Source organism: Streptomyces sp. NPDC014734, assembly GCF_043083325.1.
Classification (GTDB): Bacteria; Actinomycetota; Actinomycetes; order Streptomycetales; family Streptomycetaceae; genus Streptomyces.
In genome coordinates, this window is sequence record NZ_JBIBYN010000030.1 from 68,782 (window position 1) to 84,087 (window position 15,306).

General features: G+C 67.5%; 7 protein-coding genes. All 7 read right to left on the minus strand.

Features of this window, described 5'->3' with window-relative positions:
• Positions 1 to 3 precede the first annotated feature (3 nt).
• On the minus strand, positions 4 to 1,614 hold the full coding sequence (locus tag ACF1CT_RS33215) for a condensation domain-containing protein (RefSeq protein WP_391787733.1): 1,611 nt from the start codon (positions 1,612 to 1,614) through the stop codon (positions 4 to 6).
• The gene (locus tag ACF1CT_RS33220) at positions 1,611 to 4,709 is read right to left on the minus strand and encodes a lantibiotic dehydratase (RefSeq protein WP_391787734.1); all 3,099 of its coding nucleotides are present in this window, start codon (positions 4,707 to 4,709) and stop codon (positions 1,611 to 1,613) included. Before ACF1CT_RS33220 ends, ACF1CT_RS33215 begins: the two co-directional genes overlap by 4 nt.
• Before the next feature lie 1,280 nt (positions 4,710 to 5,989).
• Positions 5,990 to 8,773: a condensation domain-containing protein gene (locus ACF1CT_RS33225; RefSeq protein WP_391787735.1), complete on the minus strand. Its 2,784-nt coding sequence runs from the start codon at positions 8,771 to 8,773 to the stop codon at positions 5,990 to 5,992.
• 12 nt (positions 8,774 to 8,785) lie between these two features.
• Complete coding sequence (locus tag ACF1CT_RS33230; RefSeq protein WP_391787736.1) at positions 8,786 to 9,988, minus strand: hypothetical protein; 1,203 nt, start codon at positions 9,986 to 9,988, stop codon at positions 8,786 to 8,788.
• Positions 9,989 to 10,163: 175 nt separating this feature from the next.
• A complete protein-coding gene (locus ACF1CT_RS33235) occupies positions 10,164 to 10,421 on the minus strand; it encodes an acyl carrier protein (protein WP_391787737.1) in 258 nt (85 codons plus the stop codon).
• Between the two features lie 28 nt (positions 10,422 to 10,449).
• Positions 10,450 to 11,301 (minus strand): 3-hydroxyacyl-CoA dehydrogenase family protein, encoded by an 852-nt coding sequence (locus ACF1CT_RS33240; RefSeq protein ID WP_391787738.1) that lies wholly within the window; start codon positions 11,299 to 11,301, stop codon positions 10,450 to 10,452.
• A gap of 42 nt (positions 11,302 to 11,343) precedes the next feature.
• Positions 11,344 to 15,261 (minus strand): SDR family NAD(P)-dependent oxidoreductase, encoded by a 3,918-nt coding sequence (locus ACF1CT_RS33245; RefSeq protein ID WP_391787739.1) that lies wholly within the window; start codon positions 15,259 to 15,261, stop codon positions 11,344 to 11,346.
• Positions 15,262 to 15,306 lie beyond the last annotated feature (45 nt).

The following is a 15,306-nucleotide window of genomic DNA, read 5'->3' on the forward strand; positions in this document are numbered from 1 at the left end:
CGGTTACATTCGGCTCAGCTCCTCGACGGTTATCACCCCCGGAACCACCAGCAGCGGATTCTCCCGTGCGGCCTTCGCCAGATGGTTCCGGACCGCGTCGGCCGTGAGGGCGGAGTCGACAACGACATGAGCGCGGATCACGTCGGCACCGGTCGGGCACTCGTCGACGAGGACCTCCGCGGTGACTACCCCGACGAGTTCCCTGATCGCGTCCTCAAGAGTCCACCTATCCACCACGAGCACGACCCGGCCATCGGCATCGGTAACGAGAGAAATTCCTGCTTCGCACTTGATCGACCCCTTCCCCACAAGATCGGGCGAAGTCGAGGAAAACCCACCGGCCAGTGATTCCCTGAGGGCCGCGGAAAACTCCTCCCGGACCGGGGGCGGCATGATGGCATCATCCGCAATGAACGCGTAGATCAATGAATCCGGTTCACTTATCACCTGAAGGTAGAGGCCCGCCGGAGCGAACCGCGTCCCGGCCGGATTACTGGTCTCAGAGATCACTACCCCTCCCCTGTGCCCTCCCGGAGGAATCACATCCAGTGGAATGTAGTTGATCGAAAGATCATCGACACATGGCCTCCCCGATTCCCCTGCCGCACATTCCAGTGCCGCGTTCAACTCCACGGGGTCCATTCTTCGATAGGCGCTGAACGATCTGAACAACTGCTTCTGCACATGGGGAAGCATTTCCCCCAGGTTCTTCCTGTCGATGGTCAGCGGAATCCGCATGGCGAACATGCCCACCATTTCACGCTCAGCGACACTGCGCATGTCCACCACGACGGTCAACTTTATCCGGTCCAGCGGAGAGAGGGAGAAGACGGTAACGGCGAACGCCGTCAGGACCCATTGAAACTCGCTGCATCGCGCATCAGCTCGCCCCCGGCGCATTTCTGCGAGTTCTCGTCCGTCCAGGACGAAGGGCTCGTACACGTCCGCACGCCCTCCCTCCCGCGGCACTCGATTGCACGCCCCCCAGAAACGGACTCCGGGCGGGACACTTGAGGCCCTGCCCTCCCAGTGCTTCGCAGCCGACTCCTCGTCACTCCTCCTTCTTGCATGTCTCACAGCCGCAGAAAAGTAGTCCCCGGCACCCGCCGGGGAAACCGGAACCCCATCGTAATGCTGCCAGATCTGCTTCAGCACGATATCGCCGCCGAGCTTGTCGACAGCCACATGGGAGAAGCCGGACAGAAACACATGGAGCGTGGGAGAGTATCGCAGCAGAAAGAAACTGAATGGGTAATCACACGCCAGATCCCACCCCTTCCGCATCTCTTCCGCCCACATCTTCTGCACGTATCTGTCAAATTGCTCCTCAGATCTGCACCGTACGCTTCTCGCTGTCACCAGACTTTCTCTCTCCGGCATGTCACGGAGCCACTGCACGGGCACATCATCAACCGGGGAAACTCCTATCCGAAGAGCCTCATGCCTCTCCACGGCACCATGGACTCCGGCGAGGAGCCTCTCCACGTCGAGGTTTCCGGAAACTCTCTGCCGCCGCCAGATCCCCGTAACCGATTCAGGATTCTCTACGAGTCTGCGCCAATGGATCTCCTGTTCGGCACCCAAGGGAAACGTTCGCCCCGCGGAAGCCTTCATGGCATCATCCCTTCCGCCCGCGCGAACCAGGCAAGAGCCGCTTTTCTTGCCATTCCGCGAGAAACGCGCTCCGCTCTCCCGTCGATACCGAAGAAACGGTTGCAGTGCATATGCAGGAGCGATTCCGCCACTGCGTCCGCGTCGGCTTCCTCCGGAAGGACATGGCGGTAGCGCTTCAAGGCCGTCGCCCGGCTCCGGCGTGCCCGGGCGATCTCCACGGACCGGCAATCCAGCTGGTCCCGATCCGGTCTCCGTGCCCAGCGGATCACCTGTTCGGTCAGTGCCCGGTCCGTCTGAACTCCGGGTGGCGCGGGACGACCGGCGAGCCAGGACATCGCCCCGTCGAGGCTCCCCGACAGTCCCCGGACGATGTCGATCAAGTGGAGCGCCGCCAGTGCGGCGGGAGCGACCGCCGATGCGGAGATGTGCCTCAGCGTCGCCGTCACCACGGCGCTGTCGGCCGCGAAGACCGCTTCGGCCGCGTCCATCGCCGACGCCCCTCCGTAACGGCCGGTCTCCGGGTAATAGGTGTCGAACGACAACCGGTCGGCCATGCCGTCATCACGCAGGTCCGCAGCCCACCGCCCGACCGCCGCCGCATGGGCTCCGAAGCGCTCCCGGTCGGTCCGGATGCGCAGTCTCAGATGGTGCGCCTCCTGCGGGCCGCGATAGCGCACGAACCACCACTGTGCGTCGCCCTCAAGACCAGTGAGCAGGCGCGGCAGGTGGTCTGCGAGGATTTCCGGCTGCCGCTCGGGGTGAGCACCTATCTTCGCGTACAGCCAGCGCGTCTCCGGGGAGCCCGGCTGGTGCCCATGGCTCCGGCCGAGCACCGGCGGAATCATCGCGGTCAGCGGTGCCGGCGCGGGATCGTCCCGTCTGAGGAGCGGCAGTGCGACTTCGTTGGCGTGGCCGCCGATCCACCCGAACTCCGACGGCGACGTCTCGGTCTCCGTCAGCACCGCGTTGGAGTGACGCCGAAGGTGGTCACGGAGCACGGTGTTGTGCGCCGGCTCGTCGAGATCCAGACGCAGCACCCGGTCCCCGTGACGCAGCTCCATGACGGAGGGGCAACCCCACTGGGTGCGCCATCCGGCGAGTGCTTGTCGCCAGCGCTCCTGGTCGGCCTCCTCACCGGGCACGTCCGCGCGTGTCAGATACCAGCGTGCCGGTGACAGGATGCTGCGGCCATGACGCACACGAGGCAGGTAGGGCAGTCGTGCGGCGCAGGGGCCCCAGTCGAACTCCTTCCAGACCGCGGTGTACGCACGCGGCAGTTGCACGACGAACCGTGCCAGGGGCGGGAGCTGGGTTTCCTGACTCAATGCGTGGAAGGTCTGTGGCTCGACGACACGGTGCCGCGAAACACTCACCAGGAGGAGACGGTCATCGGTCGCGAGCACGGCCAGGTCGTCCACCCCGACGATCTCCGCCTCGCCGGTCCGGTCGCGGGAGTCCGCACCCTGCCGGGACGGCGCCGAGGGCACGCTTCGGTGCTCGCCGAGCGGAAGGACATGGGAAAGATAGGCCGGAACCCGGCAGACGTTCTCCAGTTCCACGTCAACGGGCGGGCAGGACAGCTGCACCGGCAGGGCTCCAGCGGTCCCGGTGGGAACGTCGCGGTAGACATCCGGCAGGGACGAGGCCGTCAGGAAGGGGGCGAACCGTGCGGTGAGCACCCCCGCGCCGCGTGCCGGAAGGACGACCAGTGTGAAATCGCCGCGTTCCAGGGCGTCGGTGTCGGCGGCCCGGACGCGGGCCGACAGCTCCACATGCGGCGGAATGCGGTGCGGGTCCGTGGGCGTCTCCGCCGCCAGCGCCAGGACGCTCTCCTCCGTCAGGACGATCTCCCGGCTGCCGTCGGTGACGGCCCGCCAGGCAAGGGCCACCAGACGCTCGTCACGGCCGCTGATGACGTCGGCGGGCACGGAGAGCGCGCTGTCGCGGAAACCGGCCGGATATCCCACGCCGGTGTCCGGATCCAGGGCATCGCGCAGCGGAACCATCGTGCCGGTGCCGTACCGGTCGCGGAAGGCGGCGTGGTAGTCCCGCCACTCACGGAGCCCGGCAGGTCGGCGGCTCAGGCGCAGCAGCGCGTCGGCGGCCCGCTCCATCTCCTCGGTCACGTTGTCCGGGAGCTGCACGTCGTGGTCCAGGAGGAGATCCACGGCCGGCCCCGGGCGGCCCGCCGTGGAGAGGCTCCGCATCCGGTGGGTCAGGGCGGCGCGTATGCGGCGCCGCTCGTCGTCGGCGCCGATCACGCGGTTGTGCCGGTCCAGGTCGGCGCGTACGGCTTCGAGTTCGTCCAGCACCGGCTCCGTCGCCGTCAGCTCGTCCGCTCCGGCTTCGTGGAGACCACGGATCAGGTGGGTGAGCGGATCGACGGTGGTGAGCGGAGCGCGCAGGGACGTGACGAGGAACCCGTGCCGTACGAGCCGCGTGATCAGACGTCCGCGTACCTCCGCGGTCACGTCGGGGAACGTCTCGGCCAGTTTCCCGGCGAGGTCGGCGAGGCACACGGGGACCGTCGCGGCGTCCCGGACAACCCGCACGGCTCCCGTACAGCGCATCGTGACGCGGCTCGCGCCGCGGGGCAGTTCCACTCTCCCCCCGCGCTGGACAGCGAGGTCGCTGAACACCACCTGAAGACGGTTCAGCAGTTCGGGGCACGCCTCCAGCGAACTGACGACATCGGCCAGCCACGCCGAATTCACCTTGGCCACCGGTCGGGACCGGTCCGTCCTGCGGGTCCGCGCCGTCGAACCGAACGTCACCGGGGTCACCCCGGCGAAGAGGCCGAACGGAGTGGGCCGCCCGGTGGCTCGTAGGAGGTAGCGGACGACGGAAACCGTGGCCCGTCGAAGCTGACGATCAGTCGCGTGCCGGCCGGAGACGATGCCGTCCACGCGGGAGGCCAGAGAGGAACTGGCCTGTGCCACAGCATCGGCGAGCCCCGGTCGGGCCCATGTCCGCCGCAGCCAGGTCCTGCAGTCGGCCGGGTCTTCCAGCTTCGGCCAGATACCCGGAGTGTCATCGATCGGCCGCGCAGCGGTGCGCAGGAGCGCGACCCCGGCATGCCGGTACAACGATGCCATCTTCTGCCGTCTCCCCCACGCCAGGGCCGCCTTCTTCAGCGGGTGGGCGCCGAGCCGTTGTCACCGTGCGGCCCGGCGCCCACTGCGGTCACTGCGCTGTACAGGTATCCACTCGCCTATCAGGTGGGGCCGGTGGGGAAGATGGTCGCGTCACCACCCTCAACTTCTTCCAGCTCTTCGTCGTCCAGCGAACGGATGTCGAGGTCCTCGAATTCCAACGTCATGATTCACCTCCAATATTCGATAGGCACACCGGATGAACGGACTCCACGATCCTCTCCGCTCCGAACAAGGCCGTCAATACCATTGCCTGAATCCGGCTCATTCCGTGGGTGACGACGGGGGCTTGACTTCTGCCGTGCCCACGGGCCCAGTTGGATCGGCCACCGACCGGAAAGCAGAAATCCACACCTTCCACCTTTTCGACCACTTCGCCCGCGCCTCCACCAGGAAAACATCCTCCTCTTCGCAACGTCGCACCACATGCACATCAGGTCATTTCTGGACATTTCAGCGATACAACCGTGCGTGCATCGACGGATTTCCCGCATCAAAATGGGCAATCCTGAACCCGGCCGTGCCCGCGCCGCAAAAACCGACTCCAGCTGGCACATTCCTTTGCTTTCCGTGCTCCCGGGCAGTCCCGGACAGCTCAGATCCGGGTATGTCCGCCGGCTTCCCACATTCCCCGGAACCGTGGGCCGACCAGTCCGTCCTCCCACGGTTTCACCGATATTCCGCCGGATCGGCGCAGCACGTTTCGCCGCCCCCGCATTTCTCTTGCCGGAACACGCACGGAACACGACGGGCGACGGAGCGGTCTCTCGGATCACACATCCCCAAGGGCTGTCCCGTAATCCGTGATGGATCAGTGCGCGGGCTTCAACCGCGGCGTATCGCAGGGTGGAGGAACATCCGCACCATGGATGTGTGCGGAGGTCCCGGCAACGCCATGAGATGCCGTCGCCGACGCCGCGCGCCCGCCACGGATCACGGGACAGCCCGTGGGCACCCGCGCGGGACCGGACCTGCGCGGAGGACGACGGCGGACTCCTTTCCCGGCCGAGAAACCCGTTCCGAGAGGGGCGGAGTCGGCAGGGCGCGTGTTCCGGCCCGCGCCGGCCGGCGCCGATGCCGGAATCCTCCGCGTCCGCCGACAGCGACGGACTCCGTGCCGCGGCCCGTACCGCGCCCCGGTTCCGTGTCCGCGCGCAGATCCCCGGCTTTCACCTCCGACGTCCTTGCGCGGACGACGTCGTACACACGTGCCCCGGCCGGCGTCAACGGTCGCACCGCTGTCGGCCCTGCGCCGCGCGGGACGCCGGGGAGGACACCCTCGCGCCCAGGCGTTCCAGCGCGTCGAGCGCGTCGAACAGGCCGGTCCGGTCGTCCTCCCCCCGGCGCATCGTCGTCAGCACGGTCGCCCCGGCCGCGCTGTCGTCCGCACTCTGTCGCAGAGCAGGCGCGAGCACCGGGTGCGCGCTGATCTCGACAAGTACGTCATGCCGCTCCAGCAGACAGCGGGTGGCCTCGGCCAGCCGGACGGGGCGCCGCAGGTTCCTCACGAAATAGCGTGCGTCGACCTTCCGCCAGTCCAGAACTCCTCCCGTCACCGACGAGGCCATCATGATGCGCCCCGGCCTGGCACCGAACGTCCCGATGGCCTGCTCCAGGTCGCCCATGACGGGATCGATTCCGGCGCTGTGCGCCGGCACGTCGACCCGGACCATCGCGGCGAGTACGTCGAGGGCCTGAAGCCTCGACACCACCGCCTCCAACGCGGGCCTGTCCCCGGCCAGCACCGTTGTCCGCGGCCCGTTCTCAGCGGCGATGGACACCTCGCCGCCCTGCCCGGAGAGATGGCTCGAAAGCTCGCGTGCGCCGAGTTCCACCACCGCCATGCCCCTGCCCGGCCCCGCCACACGACGCTGCTGATCGCTGTAGTGATGAACGAGGCGAACGGCTGTCGGGAGATCGAGGATCCCCGCGATGACGCAGGCGGCGATCTCCCCGACGCTGTGGCCGGCGACGGCACCGGGCACCACGCCCGCGGCGTCGAGCCAACGGGCGATCCCCACCTGGATCGCGAAGACGAGGGGCTGCATGACTCCGACGTCACCGGTTCTGGCGTCCGGTTCGTCGAGGAACATCTCGTGGACGAGTGACCATCCGGTGTGCCGCCCGAGCAGGGTGTCGCACTCCTCGACCGCGGCGCGGAAGACGGCATCGGAACGGAACAGGCTGCGCCCCATCCCGACCCACTGCTGACCGTAGGGCGAGCACACGAACGCGACCCGCGGCTCCGCCCCGCCGGTGCCGCGTCCGCTCGTGCGCCCAGTACTCGCACCGGCCGCCCGGGCGCGCGGTGCGGCCGTCGGACCGCCCCTCGCCACGAGTTCGCTCAGCCGTATGTCCGGGGCGACGGAGTCGAGCACCGCCAGGAAGTCCCGCACGAGCAGCCCGGCATCCTCACTCGTGCAGAGGTCCCGTGCGAAAGCGAGGCTTCCGTCGATTCCGGCAGGTTGCTGACTGTCCGTGAGTCGTTCGGAGAGCTCGAATCTGAGGTCGAATCGCGTGATTCCCTCCTCGACGGGCTCGGGCCGGGTGTCGATGCCGTCAAGGCTGAGGGAAGCCGCCTCGTTGTTCTGGAACGCGAGCATGACCTGGATCAGCGGGTGCCACGCGGCGGAACGGGACGGATTGAGCACCTGGACCAAGTGATCGAACGGGACGTCCTGGTGGGCGAATGCCGCCAGATCGGTACCGCGCACCCGCCCGAGCAGTTCCCGGAACGTCGGATCGCCATCGGTTCGCGTCCGCAGGACCAGCGTATTGACGAAGAACCCGACGAGGTCGTCCAGCTTGGTGTCGGACCGCCCGGCCGTCGGTGTGCCGATGGCGATGTCGGATCCCGCGCCCCTGCCGTCGAGCGTGGCGGCGAGCGCGGCGTGAACGACCATGAACACACTGGTGCCGGTCTCGTGCGCCAGCTCCTGGAGCGCGCGATGGGTCCGCGGCGGGACACGGACCGCGATCCGGCCGCCGCGATGTGTCGGAGCGGCCCGCCGCTCCGACGTGACATCGATCCTCAGCCTGTCCGGCATGCCTTCCAGCTCGCTCTGCCAGAAGCGGACCTGCCGGCTCGACAAGCTGCTCGGATCATCCGCGTCCCCCAGAAGTTCGCGTTGCCAGAGCGTGTAGTCGACGTACTGCACGGGCAGCTCCTCCCAGTCCGGCGGCCGACCGAGCGAACGGGCGGTGTAGGCCAGTCCGAGATCCCGTACGAGCGGCGACAGCGACCAGCCGTCGCAGGCGATGTGGTGCACCACGAGCAGCAGAACGTGCTCGTTCCGCGTCAGGCGAAACAGCCCGGCGCGCAACGTCGTCTCCACGGCGAGGTCGAAGGCGTATCCGGCCGCGGTGGTGAGGGCCCGGGGGAGCTCCGCCTCGGTGATGTCCTCGGTCTCCAGTCCCACCGGGGCCTCTGCCTGATCGAGCACCACCTGCTGCGGCCGGCCGTCCCAGTCCGGGTACGCGGTGCGCAGGGTCTCGTGCCGGTGGACCAGATCGTTGAGTGCGTGTCGCAGCGCGGGTACGTCCAGTTCGCCCCTGAGGCGGTAGGCGACCGGCAGATTGTAGTGGGCCGCCTTCCCGTGCAGTCGGTTGAGGAACCACAGACGCCGCTGGGTGTGCGACAACGGCACTTCCAGCGGCCGGGCCATCCGGCGCAACCGGGGTCGCCGACTGTCCGCCCCCGTCCTGAGACGCTCCGCCAGCGAAGCGACCGTCGGGGACTCGAAGACGGTGCGCAGCGGGACCTCGGCGTCGAAGACGGCGCGGATACGTGCGGACAGCCTGCTCGCGAGCAGCGAGTGTCCGCCCAGCTCGAAGAAGGAGTCGTCGATCGTCACCCGGTCCACCCCCAGCACCTGGCAGAAGACGGTGCAGAGGAGTCGCTCGTCCCCGGTGCGCGGGGCCCTTCCCCCGGAGGCCGGTGCCGGACCAGTGGCGCCCGCAGACGCCCCGTCGTCCACGAACGGTCCCGTGTGGGCGGCGTCAGTCATCCCGGACCCCGCCTACATCCCTGTTCCGGCACGGACGGGAGCAGGCCAGTGGCCGGGGTCCGGACCGTACTGGCAGAGGAAGGCGTACACGAGCCGTTCCAGTCCGAATCCGGCACAGCCGCTCCGGACCGGACCATCAGAACCATGGTGGATGCGGAAGGCCTCACCGAACAGATCGTCATGGAAGTTGAAGGATCCGACGGCAATGGTGCGGCCGGGAGCGACGACGAGGCGCAACTCGTACTTGAGCTCCAGGAGGCGCTGCGACCAGATGCGTTCGGATGTGTCCGAGCCGCAGAAGAACGGATCGTTGCCCACCTCGCAGAAGCCGCTCAGCCCTATTTCCTCCAGAAAGGAGAAGACGTTTCGCATGAAGCGTTCCCGGGCGTCGAGAACGTCCTCCCGCGAACCCATGAACACGATTTCCCGAACAGTGAAGTCCCACAGCCTTTCCAGAGTGGTGGCATAGGCGGCCTCGAATCGGAAGGACTTCCCCCTGGAGGTGATGACGTGGAGCCGGCCCCGGGCCAGAGTCCGCCCCGTGTGCTGGTGAAACGTGTGGTAGCACATGGTGGGTGGCAGGCAGTAGTCCACGTTGTCGCACCGCTCCAGCACGGTGGAGTCGATTCCGCTGTCGACATGGGCCTCCTGGAAGGCTCGGTACACGTCCATGTCGTTGCGCAGCCGGCTCACGAACATCAAGTGCTGCGGAAAGGACGTGACGTAGCCCGCCTTCTCCAGCGTCGCCGTGCTGATGAGCGTCGGATACCGGTACTCCAGCGCCGCGAATTCCCCGGCCAGGACCGCCCGGACCGCTCGGTCGAAGTACTCCAGGAGGGACAGCAACGGCTCGCCGACGGCGACTTGTCCCTCCCCTGCCTCGCTGACCGCCCCTGACTCCAGGAGGAGTTCGTAGACTCCGGCGTGTGGCCGGCGCTCGTGCGGTGAGGTCCATATCGTCTTGGCCGGAGTCGCCAACTGCTTCCGGACGTCGCTGTCCACCATGTAATTGACCTTCTCGGTCAACTCCTCGTGAACAAGGTTTCCGCTCGCCACCAGCGTCACGCCGCGGACTTCGTCGTCCCTGACGATGAGCGCGAATTCGGTGATCTCCGGTGCCACGAAGAAGATCCGACGCTCGATCTCCGGGGCCAGCGCGCCGGGCACCGGGGCATGCAGGTCGATACGGAACTCGCTGAGGGGTGCATCCGTCATCCTGGGTAACTCCTCATTGACGGGAAGGAATGACGGGGTGCGCGACGGCTTCCGGGGCCGCTGGGGAACGGCGCCCATCACTCCGTGCCCGATCGCCCGCCGGGAACCGCGGTACGGCCCCGGGGCCCGGCGGTGCGGCGAGGTGCCGCGGTCGTCGTCGCGCGCCCGCCGGGGGTTACGACAGCTCCTGGACGGCCTTCTTCGACGTGACGAGGCGGGCGAGGCCCCCCACCGTCCGGAAGTTGTCGAAGTCCATGTCCTTCGGTGTCAGGGTCACCTCCAGCTGCTTCTCCAGAAAGAGCGCGAGTTGCATGGCGAAGAGGGAGTTGACGTACCCCAGGGCGAAGAAGTCGTCATCGTCGGCGAGAGTCCGACCGGCCAGGTGGGGAGCGAGAAAGGCCCGGATGCGGTCCCGCGCGTCGTCATGCGTCATGCCGGATCTCCTTGGGTGTGAACAAAACTCAGTAGGTGTAGAAACCGCGTCCCGTCTTGCGTCCCAGCAGCCCGGCGTCGACCATCTTCCGCAGGAGCGGCGCCGGACGGTACTTGCTGTCCCGGAAGCTCTCGTACATGACGGTGATCGAGTTCAGGATCGTGTCGAGCCCGATGAGATCGGCGGTCTCCAGGGGGCCCATCTTGTGGCCGAAGCAACCCCTGAACATCTTGTCGACGTCCTCCGCCGAGGCGACCCGGTCCTGGACGCAGAAGATCGCCTCGTTGATGGTGGGCATGAGCACCCGGTTGGTCACGAAGCCGGGCGCGTCCTCGACGACGATGCCCTCCTTGCCGAGCCCTTCGAGGAGCCGGAGCGACGTGTCCACCGTGGCGTCCGAAGTGAAGTGGCCCCTCACCACCTCGACCGTCTTCATCAGCGGGACCGGGTTCATGAAGTGCAGCCCCAGCACGTCGGAAGGGCGCCGGGTCACCGATGCCACCCGGGTGATCGGCACGGCCGACGTGTTGACGCCGAAGATGACCCCGGGACGGCACACGCTCTCGATCTCTTCGTAGACCTCACGCTTGACGGACCAGTTCTCCGTCACGTTCTCGACGACGAAGTCCGCGTCGGCGAGGCGGGCCAGGCCGGTACCGGTACGGATCCTGCCGAGGACGTCGTCGACGTCGCCGTCGAGCACCTGGACGCCGAGCATGTCGTGGACCAGGAGGTCACGCCTCACCTGGGCAGTCGCACTGTCCAACTGGCTCTGCGACACGTCGACGAGTACGACGTCGGCACCCGCCCGGGCGAACGACTGCGCGACCCCTCGACCGATCGTTCCAGCGCCGATCACGCCCACTGTGCGGATACTCACTCACTGTCACCTTTCTCATGGGTTGCGGACCTTCAAGTCGGCTCAGGAGTGGTCGCCGTCGAGGTGCTCGGCGAGTTCCGCGACCGTGACGTGGCGGTAGAGGTCGACCATCGAGACCCGGAACCGCGTGAGCTTCTGAATGCGCTGCGCCAGTCGCAGGGCGTTCAGGGAGTCCACCCCGAGCGCGAAGCAACTGTCACGGACATTCAGCTCGGTGAGGCCGAGTTCGTCGGCCCAGATACGGGCGAGCGCGCGCTCGGTGTCGCTGTAGTCGCCGTCTTCCCGGCCGAAGAGCCTGAGTCCGTCGCCGCGGTCGGCCGCCCGCGCGGTGTCTGCCGCCCGCGCGGCACTCGTGACGGCGGTCATGGCACGGCGTATCGGTTCGGCAAGAACCACGGGGCCGCGACGCACCATCTCGACGAGACCGCCGGCCTCGCCCCGGCCGAGCCGTGGATAGTTGACCTCGCCGACGATCACGGAGGTGCACGAGGCGAGGAGGACCTCGTCGAAGCTGCTCAGCGCGTCCTCGACCGCGAGTGAACGGAAGAAGCCCGTGTCCCTCCGGACTCCGTGGTCGAAGGCCATGCCCACATCGAGCCAGTCGCTCCATTCGATGGTCACCGTCTCGCGGCCGCGGGCCGTCCGTTCCTCGGCGAAGTGGACCAGATAGCTGTTGGCCGCGGTGTAGTCGCTCTGCCCGGCCGCGCCGAAGACCGACACGGTCGAGCCGAAATTGACCATGAGCCTCGGCGGATCGTCCCGGGTGACGGCGTCCAGCACCGAGGATCCCAGCACCTTGGGGGCAAGGGTGCGCCGGAAGGCGTCCGCGTCCTTCAGGAAGAGGAACCCGTCCCCGGCGACGCCGGCCGCGTGTATGACGCAGCCGATCGGGCCCAGCTCGCCCCTGACCCGCCGGACGACCTCGGTCATCTCCGCCAGGTCCGTGACGTCACCGCGGTAGTCGCGCACTTCGGCCCCGCTGCCCTCCAGTTCACGCATGATCGCGATCTGCCGTCGCAGCCCGGAATCCGCGACAGGCACTTTGTCCCACTGTTCCCGCGGCGGCAGCCCGGTGCGACCGACCAGGGCCAGCCGTACCCCCGGATTCGTGCGGGCCAGATGGCGGGCGACCGCCAGCCCGAGACCGCCCAGCCCGCCGGTGACGAGATACACCTCACCGGGTTGGGCGGGGGAGAGCCTGGTGTGCTCCGTCAGGTGCAGGGGCGCGAGCTCCGGTACGTACCGTCCGCCCTCACGCAGGGCGACAGCGGAAGGTGAACGGGTCCCGAGCAACTCGTCGCACACACGGTCCGGACTCGTGTCCTCCCCCATGTCGATACAGAGCACGTCCGTGTCCTCGTTCTCCAGCCCCACCACCTTGGCCAGGCCGAACAGCGTCGCGTGCACCGCGGTGGTCGTGCTCTCGCGCCCCGTCACCCGGGCGACGGACCGAGCGACCACACTGAACCGTCCCGGAACCACACCTCGTACGGAAAGACACCGGACCAGATGGAAGAGGCCCTGAACCCCCTGGGCCAATTGCCTCTCGACTTCCGCCGGATCGCTGTCGGCCCGCGCATCCGTCGGCCCGGCGACATGCACGACCTCCTCGGGCAGTTCGTCGCCGAGCGCATCGATCAGACGGTCGAACCCTTCCGGCGTCGGGGCGGTGCGGTAGCGGTCCGCGCCGCGCACCGCCCACGCATCGGACAGCGTCACCTCGACGACGCTCATGCCACGTGAACGCAGTGCCGCGGCCAGCTCCTTCCCGGCGCCGTTCGCTTCCGTGACGACCAGCATCCTGCGGTGCCGTGCGGACGGCGCGCCGTCCGCCGGTGACGGGACCCAGCGAATGGCGTGGTGGCGGGCGTGCGGACGGAGCCGGTCCACCGTGCGCCGGGCATCGGTGACGCGCTTGACCGTGAATCCGGATATCTCCACGGCGGTGGCCCCCGACTCGTCGCAGATCAGCACATCGGCTCCGCGGACCTCGGCGTCGCCGTCGGCGTCTGCCAGCGGTTTGATGCAGCTCAGACCACGTGCGGGCAGAGGGGCATGAATCCGCAGCGAGTCGTATCCGACCGGCAGGAAGAAACCACGATCACCGAGGGTCCTCCGGAGGTGCTCGGCACTCTCCAGTACGGCGAACGCGCCGAACCCCGTTGCCAGGTCCAACAGAGCCGGGTGCAGGGCGAAGTCGTGACACTCCGACGCGTACCGCTCGGGAAGGTCCAGCACACCGAGGGCGGAGCGCACACCGACGTGAATCGTCCGCAGGCTCTCCTGCCAACGGGGCCCGAACTCCATCGCCTTGTGCTCGTCCTGGTTCGCCGCCGCGTCCACCGTGCCCAGAGCGCATCCCGCGAGCAGGGCCGCCACATCCTGTCGCGGCACGGGTTCCGACAGCGGCACGACGCTCGCCGCCCCCTGTACGTGCAACGTCCACGAACCGTCCAGCGGGTCCTGACTCGCGACGGTGAACTCGGCCCTTCCCCGGCCGAGGTCCTTGACAGTCGTGTGCACCGTACGGGGGCTGTCCGCCCGGACCAGCAGGGGAACCAGAAAAGTGACGTCCCGGAGCTCGGTGACGGACCGCTCCAGGAGGATCCCGACGGCCGCGCGCCCCATTTCCAGATAGGTCGTTCCCGGCACGATCGCCTCACCGAGCAACCTGTGCTCGGCCAGGACCCAGTGCCGGTCCAACGAGAACTCGGTGAGGAAGACGCACTGGCCCATCGACCGCACCAGCTGTCTGTCCAGCAGGGGGTGCGGGCCCGGCGCGGAGTCCACGGTCCCGCCGTGCGGGGGTTGTGGGTCGAGCCAGTAGCGCTCGCGGTGGAAGGGATACGTGGGCAACGGAACCCGACGACGGCGTTCCCGCCCGTAGAAGGCCCCCCAGTCGGGCGTGACACCGGCCAGCCACAACTGATGCAACGCCCGCTCCAGATGCTCCGCCGCCCCACCCCGGTCCCGACGATCCGGCAACGACGCCTGAACAACCGCCCCCACACCACCAGCAGCCAGCACACGACGCGTCAGCCCCGTCAGCACATGCCCCGGCCCCACCTCCACGAACACCGTCCCCGGCCGACCCGCCACACCCGACACCCCCGCCGCGAACTCCACACACGACCGGACATGACGACCCCAATAACCAGGATCACAAGCCTCCTCATCAGTAATCCACCGACCCGTCACATTCGACACGAACGGAACCCGCGGAACACACCGCTCAACAGCCGCCACCGCAGCCACCAACTCATCAACCACCGGCTCCATCAACACCGAATGAAACCCACGCGACACCCCCAACCACTGAACAGCCCACCCCCGCTCACCCGCCAGAACAGCAAACTCCTCCACACCCTCCCGACCACCCGACACCACACAATCCCGAGGCCCATTATGAGCAGCCAGCGAAACCCCCACCGGCAACACCGCCTCCACACTCACCCGGTCCGCCATCACACTCAACATCGAACCCGGCAAACACTCCTGCATCAAACGCCCACGCAACACCACAAGACCCAGAACATCCACCAACGAAAACACACCCGCCACACAAGCAGCCACCCACTCCCCAAGGCTGTGCCCCACCAAAGCATCAGGAACAACCCCCCACGACTCCCACAACCTCACCAACGCATACTCCACAACAAACAGAACAGGCTGAGCCCACACCGTCTCCCCCAACAAACCCTCCCCCTCCGAACCGAACAACACCCCACGAACATCCACCCCCAACCCATCAAGACACACCACACACTCATCAACAGCACCCCGAAAAACCGGATACCGCTCATACAGACCACACACCATCCCCGCATACTGCGAACCCTGACCACTGAACAGAAACACCACAGAACCCCGCCCCGACACCCCCCGCCCCGTCACCACCCGCGACGGATCCCGCACCTCAAGAGCCCCCACAACCCCCTCCACATCAACCCCCGACACCACCCGCCGAAAAGGAAACGCACGCCGCCCACACGCCAACGTAAAAGC